The sequence below is a fragment of the Agrobacterium sp. rho-13.3 genome, assembly GCF_033957765.2.
In the GTDB taxonomy this organism is placed as follows: domain Bacteria; phylum Pseudomonadota; class Alphaproteobacteria; order Rhizobiales; family Rhizobiaceae; genus Agrobacterium.
In genome coordinates this window covers 1,114,077-1,129,993 of record NZ_CP192775.1, presented here as the reverse complement: position 1 = coordinate 1,129,993, position 15,917 = coordinate 1,114,077, and the positions used below count along the sequence as shown (strand labels likewise).

13 protein-coding genes and 1 tRNA gene are annotated in these 15,917 nt (G+C 52.3%); 8 read left to right on the top strand and 6 right to left on the bottom strand.

Going from position 1 to position 15,917, the window contains the following annotated elements; all coding sequences use genetic code 11:
• Nucleotides 1-28: 28 nt before the first annotated feature.
• Entirely contained in the window at nt 29-1,927 is a 1,899-nt protein-coding gene (locus tag RMR16_RS20055) for a UvrD-helicase domain-containing protein (RefSeq protein ID WP_320197381.1), read from the bottom strand.
• On the bottom strand, nt 1,909-4,149 hold the full coding sequence (locus RMR16_RS20050; RefSeq protein WP_320197380.1) for an ATP-dependent nuclease: 2,241 nt from the start codon (nt 4,147-4,149) through the stop codon (nt 1,909-1,911). Before RMR16_RS20050 ends, RMR16_RS20055 begins: the two co-directional genes overlap by 19 nt.
• A 353-nt stretch (nt 4,150-4,502) precedes the next feature.
• Between RMR16_RS20050 and RMR16_RS20045 the strand changes: the two genes are divergently transcribed.
• From RMR16_RS20045 to RMR16_RS20025, 5 genes are all read left to right on the top strand, one after another.
• Entirely contained in the window at nt 4,503-4,673 is a 171-nt protein-coding gene (locus tag RMR16_RS20045) for a hypothetical protein (RefSeq protein ID WP_320197379.1), read from the top strand.
• Nucleotides 4,667-5,350, top strand: a complete 684-nt coding sequence (locus RMR16_RS20040; protein ID WP_320197378.1) for a hypothetical protein — start codon at nt 4,667-4,669, stop codon at nt 5,348-5,350. Before RMR16_RS20045 ends, RMR16_RS20040 begins: the two co-directional genes overlap by 7 nt.
• 85 nt (nt 5,351-5,435) lie before the next feature.
• Entirely contained in the window at nt 5,436-7,748 is a 2,313-nt protein-coding gene (locus RMR16_RS20035; protein ID WP_320197377.1) for a Mu transposase C-terminal domain-containing protein, read from the top strand.
• The gene (locus RMR16_RS20030; protein ID WP_320197376.1) at nt 7,748-8,728 is read left to right on the top strand and encodes an ATP-binding protein; all 981 of its coding nucleotides are present in this window, start codon (nt 7,748-7,750) and stop codon (nt 8,726-8,728) included. Before RMR16_RS20035 ends, RMR16_RS20030 begins: the two co-directional genes overlap by 1 nt.
• Nucleotides 8,725-10,536: a TniQ family protein gene (locus tag RMR16_RS20025; RefSeq protein WP_320197375.1), complete on the top strand. Its 1,812-nt coding sequence runs from the start codon at nt 8,725-8,727 to the stop codon at nt 10,534-10,536. Before RMR16_RS20030 ends, RMR16_RS20025 begins: the two co-directional genes overlap by 4 nt.
• Nucleotides 10,537-10,778: 242 nt before the next feature.
• Here the strand turns inward: RMR16_RS20025 and RMR16_RS20020 are convergent.
• A tRNA-Leu gene (locus RMR16_RS20020) sits at nt 10,779-10,863 on the bottom strand.
• 255 nt (nt 10,864-11,118) lie between these two features.
• Here RMR16_RS20020 and RMR16_RS20015 point away from each other — a divergent pair.
• Nucleotides 11,119-11,634, top strand: a complete 516-nt coding sequence (locus RMR16_RS20015; protein WP_320197374.1) for a disulfide bond formation protein B — start codon at nt 11,119-11,121, stop codon at nt 11,632-11,634.
• A 6-nt stretch (nt 11,635-11,640) separates the two neighbouring features.
• Here RMR16_RS20015 and RMR16_RS20010 read toward each other — a convergent pair whose 3' ends face one another.
• Complete coding sequence (locus RMR16_RS20010; RefSeq protein ID WP_320197373.1) at nt 11,641-12,198, bottom strand: HNH endonuclease; 558 nt, start codon at nt 12,196-12,198, stop codon at nt 11,641-11,643.
• Between the two features lie 99 nt (nt 12,199-12,297).
• Complete coding sequence (locus RMR16_RS20005) at nt 12,298-12,945, bottom strand: DNA-3-methyladenine glycosylase family protein (protein WP_320197372.1); 648 nt, start codon at nt 12,943-12,945, stop codon at nt 12,298-12,300.
• Nucleotides 12,946-13,006: 61 nt separating this feature from the next.
• On the opposite strand from RMR16_RS20005, the gene gluQRS reads away from it, so the two are divergent.
• The gene (gluQRS, locus tag RMR16_RS20000) at nt 13,007-13,885 is read left to right on the top strand and encodes a tRNA glutamyl-Q(34) synthetase GluQRS (RefSeq protein ID WP_413785935.1); all 879 of its coding nucleotides are present in this window, start codon (nt 13,007-13,009) and stop codon (nt 13,883-13,885) included.
• Here gluQRS and RMR16_RS19995 read toward each other — a convergent pair.
• Entirely contained in the window at nt 13,856-14,764 is a 909-nt protein-coding gene (locus tag RMR16_RS19995; RefSeq protein ID WP_320197371.1) for a YihY/virulence factor BrkB family protein, read from the bottom strand. The two genes, gluQRS and RMR16_RS19995, sit on opposite strands and share 30 nt — an antisense overlap.
• 284 nt (nt 14,765-15,048) lie before the next feature.
• On the opposite strand from RMR16_RS19995, the gene RMR16_RS19990 reads away from it, so the two are divergent.
• Nucleotides 15,049-15,882, top strand: a complete 834-nt coding sequence (locus tag RMR16_RS19990; RefSeq protein ID WP_320197370.1) for an SDR family oxidoreductase — start codon at nt 15,049-15,051, stop codon at nt 15,880-15,882.
• Nucleotides 15,883-15,917 lie beyond the last annotated feature (35 nt).

Here is a 15,917-nt window from a genome sequence, read left to right as displayed (position 1 = left end):
TCATAATGAACTACTTCCGACCGCGCATTTAAACTTCCACAACGTTCTCTTTTTCAAACCACGCCTCCGCTTGTTTTAAAACAGCAGGTGTGGGGTTTTGGAAATAGACAGCCAGTACGTCCTTCGCCCGAGTGCAGCAAACGTAGAACAGCTTGCCGGTCCTCTCTCTCACACTATCCTTGCCACTACCCTCGAACAAATATTTGAAGTTGTAGTTATTCCATCCTCCAGCATCGAGAACTACGAGAACGCGGTCGAATTCTCGCCCCTTGATTTTGTGCTGCGTGGAGAATGTGGTGCGCCCTTCCAGATAGGCATAGAGATTCTGAAACGATGAAAATTTGACGCCAGCGAGCCGGTCGAACAGGTAGCCTTTTTCTGCCCGGAAGTTGATGAACTTATCGTCTTTGATGCACAGGCCGTTATCGTGCGCAAAATCGATCACATTTAGAATCGGGCTATCTTTCATTGCCACAACTGCTTCGACGCATTTTTGAAGACGAAGCTTGTCCTGTGCATTGGTCAGGCGAAATTCTGTTTTGCGCAAAAATTCGTTAAACCGTCGCTGTTCGTAAAGATGTATGACAGACTGAATCTTGAAGACGTGTTTCACAAAATCGCACCTCTTCGAACCCTTACGTGCAATTTCCTCCTCGGTCTGCTTCTTGTCGTCGATCAACTGATCTTTATCGACATATAATCGCCTAAGGTCGTGAAAATCGGTGCCATACGCGCGCTTTAACAAATCAGGGTTCGCATCAATGAACGTTTGCATCGTCGGCGTTGGGCTTACCGCCTGAAGGGCTTTTTCTGTCTTCCCTTGTTGAAGAGAAGCTACGACCTCGCCGAATGTTTGTAAAACGTAGTCATTGAGATCGCCGTTTTCCTTGATGAACTTCACGATACGCTGTTTAAAAGCAAGAATACCGTCCTTGTCGTAAATTTCCATCAATTCGCCGAAACCCGCCTGTGGCGCGATCAAGTTGTGCGTCAGGTTCAGCTCTTTTGTTTCCGCCACGTCGGAAAAGTCCCAGCCCAGGTGGTCACGGACTTGCTGCAACTGACTGACATCACCCATTGAGTGATAGAACTTGATTGTCCCATCTTTAACATTGCCCTGAACCATGTTGGGCGCATTGAGGTCCGCCGACGGACCCTGGACAATACCGTCTGTCCGCAGATTATTGGCCAATTCAAAAACCAGACGTGGATTTCTACGGTTTTGCTGTTTTCTGACCTCGCTAACAGACCCAGCAGCAACGTAAGGCTGAATCGATCCGACACCTTCATCATAAATCGATTGCATCGCGTCGCCGAAGAAGCCGCACACACCACGACGCAAACTCAATGGAAGCCAATCGAGAAGGATTTTGACGACTTCCGGTGCAGTATCCTGATATTCGTCAACCAGGATGTAGCGGTAACGGTCGCGAAGAATGTCGCGAATTTTCGGGTAGGTTTCAAACATGGCATGGGCGATGATGATGACCTCGTCGTGCGAAACGATACCATCGCCAACCCGAGCGAATTCTCTGTACTGGACCGTTTTCCCGGAGAACATATCTTCTGAAACGGCAACTGTTCCGGGCTCAAGCGCAGGCTCATCTCCGCTCAGCAGCCCCACCAAGACATTTCGGAGTTCCTGCTGAAACGGGCTCACCACGTCCCAAAGGAAATCATGGATTGTTCGTACGGTAAGGCGCTCGTTGGAAATTCGTGACTCGACCTCACGGACTGCGGCGTTCGTAAACGTGATGCATGCCACGAAAGCGCTAGGATCGTTCCGAAGCAGCTCCCCAATTACCTGGACGAGCGAGTACGTCTTGCCACTTCCAGCCCCACCGCTCAAAAGGAAATTCTTCCCGGCGGCAACATGCTCCATTATCTCGATCACTTCCGGTTCAAGATTCAGCCCGCCTTGATCCATCGAAGGCCCTCCTCAATGTAACCGGGGGTACTCCAATTGTTAAATTCAAACGAAAATTCCTTTGGTGGCCCCAAAGGAGCCATCACGCTAGACGTGGTCGTCGCACTGTTGAGGAGGATTTCGATGGCAAACGACGGTTTCCTGGTGATCCCATTTTCGGCCATTTCGAAGGACGACCCACCGGCGAGATATTTTTTGAGGTGTTTTCCTACCAGACTAGGAAAACCGGCCTTCTGAGCGTCTGGGTCTTCCGCCGTTGAGTTGCTTATAAACGCTCGATTGACATGGAAGAACGCATCCTCAAAACTGCGGGCGTGGTACCCATTTCCATCGCCATCATTTTCGGAAATCTGGTAAGCGCAAAGGACCTGCCCTTCAGCTTTAGGTCCCCACGTCCCCGTGGCAGGGTCCTTCGCCACGACCTTCTGTTCAAAAGTTAAGCCCACGAAGTAAGAGAGGTCAGGCCCCACACCATGGAAGAACTGAAGCGCGTGGTTTGTGGTGTGTGTCGCATTTTCGATCCCGTGCGCTCGGACGGTCTTCTTCTGCTCGCCCTGCTTATTCATCATGGGGGTTCCAAGATCGTCGAATTCCAGCTCCTCTATGGCGGAGTCAATATCCGTGATTATGAGCGTCTTGACGCCGATGAACTGAAGAAAGATTTCATAAATTTGCGAATGCGCACCGACCTCGATTATCGAGATGTTCTGCGAAAGAAGGGCGACTTGCTGGACAGCGCCCTCCGCCCAAGCCTTGGCTGTGTCGATCTGGTCAATTTTCCGCATCATCGCGGGGAGCAGGATGCGCTCTGTATCTCCCTCCACAAGAATCGCCTTGTCCGCGAAAAAGAGCTGCGATCTGTTCAAGGTCAAATACTGTTTCAGAAAGGCGTAGTGTCCCGTTTTTCCAGCCGCCTTGTAGAGGCCGTCCAGTTCTCTCAAACTGCGCGACTGAGTGAGACCTTCAATGCGCCTAAAATATTTGATGTCGTCGAAATCGGACTCGGCGACGATATGAGATGAATGCGTCGAAAGAACCGTCTGCAACGGCCGAGAGATGCCGTCGGCATTCCGGATGGCTCGGCCTACCAGACGTTTAATGTTCGCTATGAAAATGGCTTGCATCTGCGGATGCGTATGAGCTTCGGGCTCTTCGATAAAGAGCAAATTGATGTCTGCCGGTCTAGGCTTCTGGCCACGCTTGAACTCATTGAGGATGATCTTGATCTCGAAGATAATCGAGATCAGGTTCAGATATCCCAGGCCATTGTGATTTTCGGGCAAGGTCAGATCAATCCCCTGACCATACATAACAGTCGTATTCTCCTGCAGCAGATCACGATGCTGCAAGGTTGACCTGATCTTAATTTCCGTGTCGCCTTCCCTGATTCCGCCGAAACTTCGGACGTCGGAGATCACCTCCTTGAACAGGTTGGCATAAATGCCATCCAACTGGTCGTCGGTGTTGGTAAGCGCTTCCTTGAAGGTTTCAAAAACTTCTTCGTCTCCAGCGTCAGAAGCCATGGCGTTATAGATTTTTGCCGACATTGCCGAAAGGCTGCGATCTGAATCTTTGTTTGAAACTGATCTGCGGGCATTGATTTTTTTAAACGAAATGATGTCGTCGATCCGCACCGCTTCGTTCAGCAAGTCGACGTATTCTTCCTCCCGCACGGTTCCGGTAATATGGTCGAAGCGAACACTCCGGCGACCAGGTTTGAAATGTTTTCCTTGTTCTTCCCTAAGGAATTTCCGCGCGTCTTTTGCTTTTCTTCCTTCCTTTGCCTTTTTATCTTTGTGCTCCTGAAACGCACGCTTCATGGAGGCGAGGTTCTCAGAGGAGAGCTGATACAGGAAATCCAGGATGATCCATCTGTTCTCCGGAGCAAGGTCCATGACAACGGCGTTACCCACATTCGCTAGGTCGTCGTGATCATCGTATTCGATGAACAACCGCAACGATATTCCACAGAAGGGATACGGGTCCCCCGGCTGAACTGTTCCATCGAGGAGATCGACCAAATAATTTTGAAATTCAGTGTTAAAATCATCAAAATCAAAACGAGGAAGTGCACTGCTGGCTAAAAAGCGCTCCAGGACGAGAAGGAGCGATGTTTTTCCTGAGTTATTTTTTCCGACAATAATTGAAAGGTATTCCTCTAGGTCCACCTGAAGATTCTTCAATGATCGGAAATTCTTGATACAAATCTTGGTCAGCTTCACGAAATCACCCGGCGTCTGTCGTTAGGTGAAACATCTATAGCAACGCAAACTGATTCGCGTAAAACGCGAATTAGCAAAACAAAAAAATAGCTGAATACGGGAAGAGAAACTGAGCTTAGGCCCAGGATCGGATTGGTCGCAACAGACTTGCGTTAACCATATTGTGAGTTCGCGTTCCATCACGCTAGACACGCGGTACCGCCTCTGACTATCTTCCGTCCCAGTTTAAAACATGGAGCCCCACGATGATACGCATCGTCATTCTAGGAAAGACCTTCCTCAGCTCTATCTGAAGTCAGGACATCGTGTCCTCACCTCCGATGGGCTGCCCCAGCGCACCCTAGGAGGTATATATGCGCCCATCGAAAAATGTGCTGCACCACGTGTTGGTGCGTCGTGCCATTCTGAACGAATTGCGCTCCGGTGCCGGAGAAGACATCCGCTCCAGATTCGAGGTCTTCCAAGACACCGGATCGGACGCGGATAAGCAGGCAATCGTCGGGATGCGTACGTCGCGATGGTAAGCAGTTCCAAATCCCCCATTCTTATTGACGGCGAACCGATGCTGTGGGTTGAACCGCTCCGCCATGGTGGTGTGCGTAACGTAACTCCTAAGCATCTTTTGAACACGAACGGTTCGTCCGTGTTCAAAAATCGTCAAGTGCAACACGAAAGTGGCACTGAACAAAAAGTGGCCACTGTTCTCAAGGCTCGGCCAGGCGTCGTTGAAGTGCGTTCGCAGTTCATGACTGTTGAATTTCACGACGAGAACGGTGTGGTTCACAAACATACGCTCGACTACTGCGTCCGTTATCAGGACGGGCGCTGGGAGGGCGTTGCCGTCAAACAGGAGAAGAAGAGGGCGGAAGTTCAGGCCGTTTTTGACGGCATGCTTCCAGAGCATCGTGCTCTTTTCGACAAGTTGACCGTTATGACAGAACTCGACGTTCCTTGGTGCGTCGTGCGCAACGCGGCGAGCATCCTGTACTACCGGGAACTCCACGACGATCATCACGTCCGCGCGCTGCTGGACGAGCTTCAGCAACGAGGAAAGACCAAAGTGTGCTTCTACCAGATGTACACGCCTCGCATGGACCGCCCGTCTTGCACAACTGCGATATGGCGGCTCATCGACCTTGGGCACCTAAAGCCTGAACCAGGTCTCATCAATGAGCTGACCTGGTTCGTGGTCGAAATCTAATCGCCCCTTAGCCCACAATCCATTCCATCCCAGCCACTTCGACCCCCTTTCGGAGCACGGCGAAGCTATGTCCAAGGAGGACACCATGATCGACAATTCAAACACCAGCCACAAGCACGAACTGCGTCCCGCTCCGGAGAGCACACCTTCTATCCCTCTTATGACGTCGAACGACCGTTTCGTATATGAGGGCACGCCCCTCATTGCGATCTCCTACCGTGCTACGGATACCTTGTTCTTTCACGAGAACGATCCCATGGCGCACAAGCGCATCAAGCACACCGAAATCGAACTCGCCATCGATGAGGGTCGCGCTCAGTTTTACCCCGGCTTTCACACCGAAGTGGGCTCAAAAGCCTATGATCGTTTCGGAAACAAGAACGTCAACGAGTTCAAGCCCGACGCTGTAGCTGTCGCACGCTACCACGAATTCCTCGTCTTGAAACACCGTGCCTGGTGTGTAGAGGTCGGGCAGTACGTCCCCCGCAGCCTGAAACCAGCGTCGGAAATGCCTGGCGGACGCTCCATGGAACAGTTGTTGCTCCAATGGACCACCGACTATCAACTGCTGCAGAAGGAAACGAACGAGGAAACCGGAGCAGTACGAAAGAAACGTGCCGGTAAGAAAACCAACGGGTTTGAGGTGCCCACACTTCGCAGTTTCAACCGCTACGTCAGTATGTACGAAAGTTGCGGTGAGGACGTCCGTGCTCTTATTCCCCAGCAGAAAGGTCCGAAACGCCGCCATTTGCAGGTGGAATGCGCTGAGAGTTACGCAATCTGGCGGCAGGCTGCTGCCGAGTACGCGTCAAAGCGCAAGGGGCCGATGTTGAAGGTTCGGAAAATTGCAAACGCCCGTATTTACGAAGCCAATAAGAGGCGAGCAACTGACCAATCAAAACTGATCTTCGTTAATCGTAAGCGCTTCGAGAACATGATCAAAGAACTGAGAGCATTCGACGTACTCGCGAGTCGCGAAGGTGATGCCTACGCACACGCAGTTTTCAAACCGAAAATGGATTCTTACGATGTGGTTCGCCCCGGTGAACGGGTAGAATTTGATGACTGGAATGTCGATTGTATCACCCTGATTAAGGAAACCGGGGTTTGGTTGCGCCTTCCCCCTAAGTTCCAAACAATCCTCGAAAAAGCTGCAGCAGACAAACCTCAACGCATTTGGTTTGTAGGCGCAATTGATGCTGCGACAGGGATGCCGCTGGCGCTTAAGGCAACTCGAAAGCCTTGTGCCTCCGCTGTGGTCGAGGCCCTAGAAATGGTGATGTCGGACAAGACACACATTTCGATCCTGGCGGGCGCAACAACCCCCTGGACCGCAAAAGTTCGTCCGGAAAACGTTTTCACCGATAATGGGTCGCCCTACATCGCGGAAATCACGCGAGATGCGTTTTTGATGAGCGGCATCTCCTTGACCCGCCCACCAGCAGGTCAGGCCTGGAAACGTCCCTTCATTGAATCGTTGTTCAAGACATTCGCCAAAGACTTAATGTCGTATTTTGACGGCCGAACCTTTTCCAACGTCGTTGAACGTCATGATTACGATTCCGTTGCTAACGCAACGCTTATCGTCGACGAGTTCATGGTGGTCGTGTACCGCTGGCTTTGCGACGTGTTCATTAACACGCCCAGCGCCCGCTTGAACGGGTTGACGCCATACGAGGCGTGGGAGTTGAAGAAGCGCACGTATCCGATGCGCCCAGTTCCTGGTCGCCACGAAAAACGTCATATCTTCGGAACTGGGAAGGAGAGGACCATCGGCAGTGAAGGCGTGGTCCTCCACGGGATTCCGTACAACTCCGATGTACTTCAGTCTCACCGTCGCAAACATGGCTCAAGCAAGCTCTTTCCCGTACGATTCCACCCGCGTGATATTGAATCCATTTCGGTCCTTACTGAGGACGGATGGTTGACGGTTGGAAACAGCATTAAAGTGCCTCCGCATATGTGCCTCGAAGAATGGTACTTGGCAAAAAAGGAACTTGAACGCCTCAACGAGGAACGTTCGGCCCGCTCCGCGCCCACTATGTACGACGGCATCAATTGGGTACACAGCGTTGTAGATGCGGCAGCTCTGCGTAGCGGTATTTCCCCGCACATGCGCAGTGCCGAAGAAATGTCACGCGCTACCGAAAAGCTCTTCGAAGGCCGCCCTATCACTAAGGCCGAAGCTGGTGAGCTGGCACTTTTGTCCGCACCCGCTCCTCAGGAAAACGCTTTGCTTCAAGGCGGCGTTGACGGGCTTCCTGTCGAAATCTCGGCAACGAAAGCCCACAAAAAGAAGGCTGTTGAGCCCGAGGTGTCCAACATCCTCGATGTCGATGATGCAGAGATCGACCCCGATGAAGAAGATGAAGATTCCCAGTTCGGAGACTACAAGTGATGACCAATTTCAACGGCATGTCGATTGAGGACCGCAAGCTTCATATTGAGCAGCAATACATCTTGCAGCCAAAGGACAAAGAATTGGAGAGCCTCATGGCAACGTTCACTGAGAACGCAGAGCGCGCCCTGAAGGGAGGTGGTTCTAAGATGCCAATTCTCTTCGTCATTGGTGAATCGAACACAGGGAAAAGCCATTCCTTGAAGCGCCTCTTTTCAACAATGGAAGCGTTTCAACCTCGCGAGGATGCAAGCGGTGCCGTGGAGAAACGCTTGTTAAGCATGGACTGCGAAAGCGATTGTTCCCCGAAAGCGCTCGCTGAGGCCATCCTGGATAAATGGAACATCACAGTTAGTGGCCGAACGAACGCTCCCGGTCTGTGGGGAATGGTGAAGCGGCAATTGCGCCACCAAAAAATTCTCTTTCTTCATCTTGATGAGATGCAACACGTAACAATCGGCGACACCGATCTCGCGATTAGAAAGGTGCAAAATGCAGTTAAGAGCCTCACACAAATCGAGGGTTGGCCGCTGCATCTGATTGTTTCTGGCATGCCGGACGTTGTTAAATTCATGGAAAGCAAAGAGGTCAAGAACCGGGCGCAGGCGCAGTACCTTGATCTGATGGACGTGAGGGCCAGCACCGTGTCTGCGATGGAGAAGGTTGTATCAATGATCGTTTGCGACCATGCCGGTCTGCGATGCGAATGGTCAAAAAAAGATGAGGTTCCTGGACGCCTGATTGTCGCAGCTGGCGGGGAGTTCGCGACTTTAATCTTGCTAGTACGCGAGGCCTGCTTCAGGGCGCTCGATAAGGGAAGCGACATCGTGACGTTGGATGATCTGGCTGCCGTCTACAAAGCCCGAAATGCGAACTTGAAGCGAGATAACCCTTTTACTGCCATAGACTGGAAATCCATCGTCCGAGCCAATTCTACTTCTCATATTAATACTACTTCTGCTCGCCGGAGGCACAAATGAGCACATCCGGCCGCCTCCCAACATGTGTACAGTTTCACAAAAATGAAACGCCCGAAAGCTTGATGGACCGGATTGCGCGAGCCAACAGCTTCTATTCTCTCGCTGAGTTCTGTGAGTTTACAGGACTTCCACGCGCTGCAATCGTCGCCATGGATGCCGACCACAGGCATCAGATCGCTGATTGGACTGGCGTAGAGATTGTAGACTTGATGAAATTCGCCAACCGGTCGGAGAAAATCATCAAGTATGGCAGTGATCGTGTCAGAAAAACGCAGCTGAGGGCGACAGGTCGGAGATATTGCCCACGTTGTTTCGCGCTTGATTTGGAACGCGGCAGTGATCAATCAAACGCTCGCATTTACATGCGGGCAACGTGGCGCTTCAACATGATTTCCGATTGTCCAGAGCATCATCTGCCGCTTAACGATCTTCCTGATGATTTCGACCTTCTTGACCTGCGTGATTTCGCGGTGTCAAGAGAACCAGAGTTAGAAGGGTTTGTCTCTTCGCCTCACAATGGATACTTTTCCGGTCGCCTCCTTGGCCGAGTTGGCGGATCGTATCTTGATAGCATGCCGGTGTACGTTGCTGCGGAATTGTGTGCGGTTCTTGGTGCGCTCCAGCAAAAGATGTCAGACAACAAAATCACTGAACACGTTCCGCTCGGAATGGCAAATCAGGAGTGCATCGCCTCTGGATACCGCATCGCCTCAATGGGGCGTGAAGCAATTTGGGATTTCCTGACATCCTATGTGGTGAAGATGGTCGGCCGAGCAACCAGATACCCGATGGTATATTCATTGCCCCTAAGGTGGCTGCGAAATGAATTACCAGAGGGAGATTTCGCTCTGGTTCGAGAGCTTTTTCAGGAACACGCTGAGAGTCATCTGCCCTTGGAAACAGGCGAGGTCTTCTTGGAGAAAGTTGCGAGAAGGCGTGTTCATACCGCGTACACGGCAGCCGTGGAGTATGGATTACCGGAATGTCGTATCCGGGATATTCTGATCAACCAGGACAGCGGAAGGACCTTGATCACCAAGTTCAAGGGTCGGAGCATTTTGTTCCGCCGCGATGACGCACATGCGCTATTGGCACATGGCTCTCTTCAACTCACGACAAAGGAAGCCGCTGAGCGCCTCGGATGTGCCATGACTCAAATGGAGACACTGCTAAGCAACAGACTTCTTAAGTTTTCGACAAATGGTGTGTCGTCAGGGCGAATCTACAGGTGGGTATCCGCTCACGAGGTACAAAGTTTCAGGGAACGAATTGGGTTGCGTCTCTCTGAGATGCCAACGCAACATAATCTCGTTCCGATCATCGTTGCCACAAAAGTGTGCCGTCGCATTTTTGCTGAGATCATCGCTCTGATTATAGACGGAAAATTGGCTCGTGCTTGTATGGGAGGGCCTGAGTTCCAGTTGACTCGTATCATGGTCGATCCAGCAGAAATTGACGGCCTCGCAAGGGCAACTGCCGAGGAGGGTTACCTTAGTCGCAATGACGCTGCAGTGTTTCTCCAAACCGGAACTGAGACCATCAAGCATTTGATTGACATGAAATTACTCTCTGCCACAGTTTTTCCTCATAAGAAAACAAATCTGCCTATCGCGATGTTGCGTCGAGAAGAGCTGATCGAGTTTACAAGGCAATATGTCGCATTGGATAATCTGGCTAAGGCGCGGAAAGTACGGTCAATCAAAGTGAGTTTCGAACTCAAGAAGTTAGGCGTTTTCCCGGTCTATGAGGGAAGTCGTCACGCGAGCAAAGTCTACCGAAGAACTGACATTGAACGGGTCGGATTTTAATGTAAAGGCCTCAATTTCGCATTAAACAGCCCGCTTTGGCGGGTTTTTTTGTGCGTGGTTCTTTGGCGGGGATTCGGTAGGAGCACAACTTTTGAACAGGTGATCGCGGGGCTCCAGGGCGAATACGGTCGGGGAAAGTTGTTACAGGGCATTCGCCCCCTAAGATAGGCTCCAGGGAAATTCGTTAGGGGCCGCACCAAATCGCATAAAGCGAAGCTATTTCAATATGTTGGGTTAAGCAGTGGTGCCCCCTGCCGGAATCGAACCAGCACTCCTCTCGGAACCTGATTTTGAGTCAGGCGCGTCTACCAATTCCGCCAAGGGGGCAACTCGGAACATCGTTCCTTGGTATGCGGCGGGACTATACGAACCGCGTGTACCACGTCAATAGATTTTTGCGAAAATTTCGATTTCACGAAATTTTGCTGACCCTCCTTCTGCTCCAACTCAAGGAAGCATTTGCAAGCAACATGGGACTGGATTAGAGGCATGAGGCGGCATTTTTGAATGATTGCTGCATCCCGCTTATTATCCACCTGTTCAGGTGTCTCATGACCTTCCGCCGAATGTGAAAGACAGACCATGGCAAATACAGTTTCTGTAGAGAAAAACCGCAGCGCGTCGGCCATTCTGGTGACGGTGGGAATGATTTTTACCGTGGGTTCGGCACTCGGTTTTCAGCATATTGGCGGTTACACCCCTTGTGCGCTGTGCCTCTTGCAGCGTGATCCCTATTATTACGCCATCCCGGTCGGCATTTTGGCCATTGCCGCGAGCCTCTTCAAGCTGCCTGCCTGGATTACACGCGCAGCGCTTGCTCTCGTTGGCATCGCCATGTTGATCGGCGCTGGCCTTGCTGTTTATCACTCCGGCGTGGAATGGGGCTTCTGGCCCGGACCGATCACATGCTCGACAGGTGCGCCTTCGGTGACGACCAATGCGGGAAATCTTCTGGGAGATTTGAATGCCATCAAGCCGCCATCCTGCAATGATGCGGCGCTGCGCGTTCTTGGTCTGTCTTTTGCGGGCTGGAATGTCATCGCCAGCGTCGTTCTTGCGGCCATCGCCTTCTTTGGCGCCAGCCGCAAAAACGCCTGATAATGATCAGGGCTGTAGCTCGGTATCCCAGTAGAGATAGTCCATCCAGCTTTCGTGCAGATAGTTGGGTGGAAACGACCGGCCGTTATTGTGCAGATCCTGTACCGTCGGCTGGTAAGGCTTCTGGTGTGGGAACATGCCCGCCAGCCTCGGCAGCTTGCTACCCTTTTTGAGATTGCACGGTGAACAAGCCGCCACGACGTTCAGCCATGTCGTTTCACCGCCATGGGCACGCGGAATGACGTGATCAAACGTCAAGTCATCACGGCATCCACAATACTGGCACTCGAACCTATCTCGCAAAAACACGTTGAAGCGCGTGAATGCGGGATTTCGGGTCGGTTGCACATAGGTCTTGAGGCTGACCACGCTGGGCAACCGCATGGAAAAACTGGGCGAACACACCGCGTGATCATATTCCGCGATGATATTTACACGGTCAAGAAACACGGCCTTGATCGCGTCCTGCCAGGACCATAACGACAAGGGATAATAACTAAGTGGCCTGTAGTCTGCGTTCAAAACGAGCGCAGGCAAAGCCTGTGGTGAAACGGCAATCGTCAAGGGCGTCTCCTGACCGATTCTGCATCTACATCTGTATATTAGGTCCGTTGTTACAGGATTGTGAAGCCCATAAATGAAGCGCTGAAAGAAAGGCTTATTTCAGGCGATCGGCAAGGCATCACGCCGCGTGATTGACGCATAATAGGCCCAGAAAAGTCGTGCCGCGACAGATCGCCACGGCGACCATAAAAGCGCTATTTCCGCCAGCGCCTTGGCGCTGGGTCGTGCCTCCATTTGAAACGCGTGGGTAATCGCCGCCTGAAGCGCGACATCGCCGGACGGAAAGACATCTGCATGTCCGCCGCAAAACATCATATACACCTGCGCCGTCCATGGGCCGATGCCGCTGAGCGAAATCAGATCATTATAAGCCTGCACATCATCCAGAAGGTTCAGCGCATCAAGATCGAGCCTGCCTTCAACGATGGCGGTGGCAATGCCGTATAGCGTTTTCGCCTTGGCGCGTGATAGCCCGAAGCCTGGCGCATCGATTGGCGCTGATGCAAGATAATTCTGCGCTGTGACTTCGCCGACGGCATCTATGATTCTGCGCCAAATGGCATCGGCACTGGCCCGTGACACCACTTGCGATACGATGATATGTGCCAGTCCTGCAAAACCCGGCTCGTTCAGCCTTAATGGCAAGGGACCGGCCACTTCTGCAACCGTTTCAAGACGCGGATCGATCCTCAGAAGAGTTGCTAGCCCCTCTTCGATATCCACCGAACTCTGGATAATTTTTACCACGCGAACCCACCAAATGGCGCATCGCCTTGGCGAAGCATCTGAAAACGTGGCAGAAGAAACCATGTCTTCGCTTTCAGGTCAAAAGCCGGTTTTTCGTTTCGCGCCCAGCCCAAATGGGCGGCTTCATCTTGGCCATGCGCTCTCTGCCATTCTCAATCATGATATGGCGAAGGTGGTCGGGCGTTTTTTACTGCGCATCGAAGATATCGATCTTACCCGCTGCACACCGGAATTGGAGCATGGGATTTACGATGATCTGACATGGCTTGGGCTGACCTGGGAGCAGCCGGTGCGCAGGCAATCGGAACATTTCGATGAATATCGCGCCGCACTCGAAAAGCTGATCGGTATGGGGCTGGTATATCCCGCGTTCATGAGCCGGAGCGAGATCAAGGCGTTTGTCCACACTTACGAAGCAGGAGGCAAAAAATGGCCGCGCGACCCTGACGGCGCACCCCTTTATCCGCCGCTGGACAAGCGGAGGCCTGCCGAGGAGGTGGCAACACTTTTATCCTCAAACGCAACACACGCATGGCGGCTGGATATGAAAAAGGCCATGTCCCGGCTTGTGGCGCCGCTAGACTGGGAGGAAAGCGGCAGTGGCGAGAAGGTCCGCATAAAGGCTGATCCAGCAGCGTGGGGAGATGTCATACTGTCCCGCTCGGATGCGCCGTCGAGCTATCATCTTTCCGTGGTTCTGGACGATGCTTTGCAGGGCGTTACACATTTGGTGCGTGGCATGGATTTGTTTCATGCCACGTCAGTTCACAGACTGCTTCAGCACGTGCTGGAATTGCCTGCGCCGGAATACTATCACCATCGACTTGTGCTTGATGAGAACAATAAAAAGCTGTCGAAAAGCGAAGGTAGCACCAGCCTTCAGGCGTTGCGGGACCATGGCTCTACGCCGTCAGATATCCGCCGCCTCCTCAGCCTCTAGGGCTTCTCTCAAGCTGCCATTGTGGATGCCAGCTTTGATGATGTGCCGCACGCGGTATTTCATCAGCGCAGCGTTGACCTCTGCACCCAGCATGAAGATGACGCCCACCATGTAGAGGAACACGAGCACGATCATCACCGAGGCAAGGCCCGCATAGGTCGCGGCATAATTGGCGAAGGTTGCCAGATAATAGGCAAAAATACCGGCACCGATAACCCAGAAGATCAGTGTCAGGATTATGCCAGGCAGCACATCCCATATGCGGCGGCGGCCGGCAGGAAGCCAAAGATGTGCGGCAGCCAGACCCACGGCCAAAACGATGATTGTGCCATAGAGGCCCAAATTGGAAATCGTCTCCAGAATATCCTTCATGAACGGAAACCGGGTTTCCGCAAAAGACAGCGCGACAGGCACGGCAACAAGCACAATGCTGATGGCTGCGAAAATCGTGACGGCAATGACAACATAAAACAGGCTGAGCAGGCGTGTAATGTACCACCAGCGGGTTTCGCTCACCCTATAGGCGCGGTTGAGCGATATTCTGAGCGCTTCCACACCATTGGAGGCGAAGTAGGCGGCAGCGAGAACGGAAATCGTCAACAATCCACCACGCGGTATGGTCAGAACCTGTTGGACCTGCGCGGCCAACGGCCCGGCAATTGCTTCTGGCCATGTGTCGAAGATGATGTGGACGGCAGTTTCTGAAAACTGATCCGCACCCAGAAAACCGGCCAATGCAGTGCCGAAAATCAGAAACGGAAACAGCGCAAGCAGAATGGAAAGCGCAACATGGCTCGCCATTGCCCAGCCATCGTCCTCGGCAAAATGAAAATAGGCATCAAAGGCGACTTTTCGGACGAGGCCCAATGCGGCAACCATGTCACCTCCTAAAAGCATGTCGCGCAAATGTGGGTAGCGGTTTTGCGATAACGACATGTGACAACAAAAAATCTATATCTCATAAACACGTCTGAAACATCGTGATGTCGATCGGCATTTCATTTGTAACCCACGATGAGATGTGGGAAGCACATCCCTGCTTGTACAGCGCACAACTATGCAGGCAGGTTCCATTCTAAAAGAAGAATTGTGCACTATCGAAATTCTCCTCACAATTTCTCACGTCACCTTCACACTACGTAACGTCTCAGGAAACGGATTTCATGTCTGAAAAACCGGTTGTCATCATTACTGGCTGTTCCTCCGGAATTGGCGCTTATTGCGCCAGCGCTCTTCACAGGGATGGATGGCGCGTTTTTGCGACGGTGCGACGCGTTGAGGACATGGCCGAGCTGGAAAATCAGGGCATCGAAGCACTGATCATGGACTACACCAAACCGGAAACCATCGCTGCATTGGTGGATGAGGTCGCCGCCAGAACGGGCGGGCGGGTCGATGCGCTGTTCAACAATGGTGCGTACGGCCAACCGGGCGCCGTCGAAGATATCTCCGTGGATGTTTTGCGCCAGCAATTCGAAACCAATGTTTTCGGCTGGCATGACCTGACATGCCGCGTCATTCCATTCATGCGCAGGCGCGGCAGTGGGCGCATCGTGCATTGCTCATCCATTCTCGGCCTTGTGCCCTACAGATATCGCGGCGCCTACACGGCATCGAAATTCGCGCTCGAGGGACTGGGCATCACGCTGCGCATGGAGCTTCAGGGCAGCGGAATTCATGTCAGCCTTATCGAACCCGGGCCCATCGCTTCGGAGTTCACCGCAACGGCCCTGAAACACATCAAGGGCAATATCGACCTTGAAAACTCCGCCCATGCCGAGGACTACAAACGTCAGCTTGCGCGTCTGGATGGCAGTGGACCGAAGAACAAACACAAGCTTGGACCAGACGCGGTCTATGAAGAACTGAAGCACGCTTTGACGGCACCAAGGCCAAAACCACATTACGTGATTACCGCGCCAGCCAAACAGGCGATGATTTTGAAACGGCTTTTGCCCGCCAACTTGTTTTATCGTTTGCTGCGCAAGTTCGACTAGCGTTCTCGCAACGCAATCAGATACAAAGCTCTACA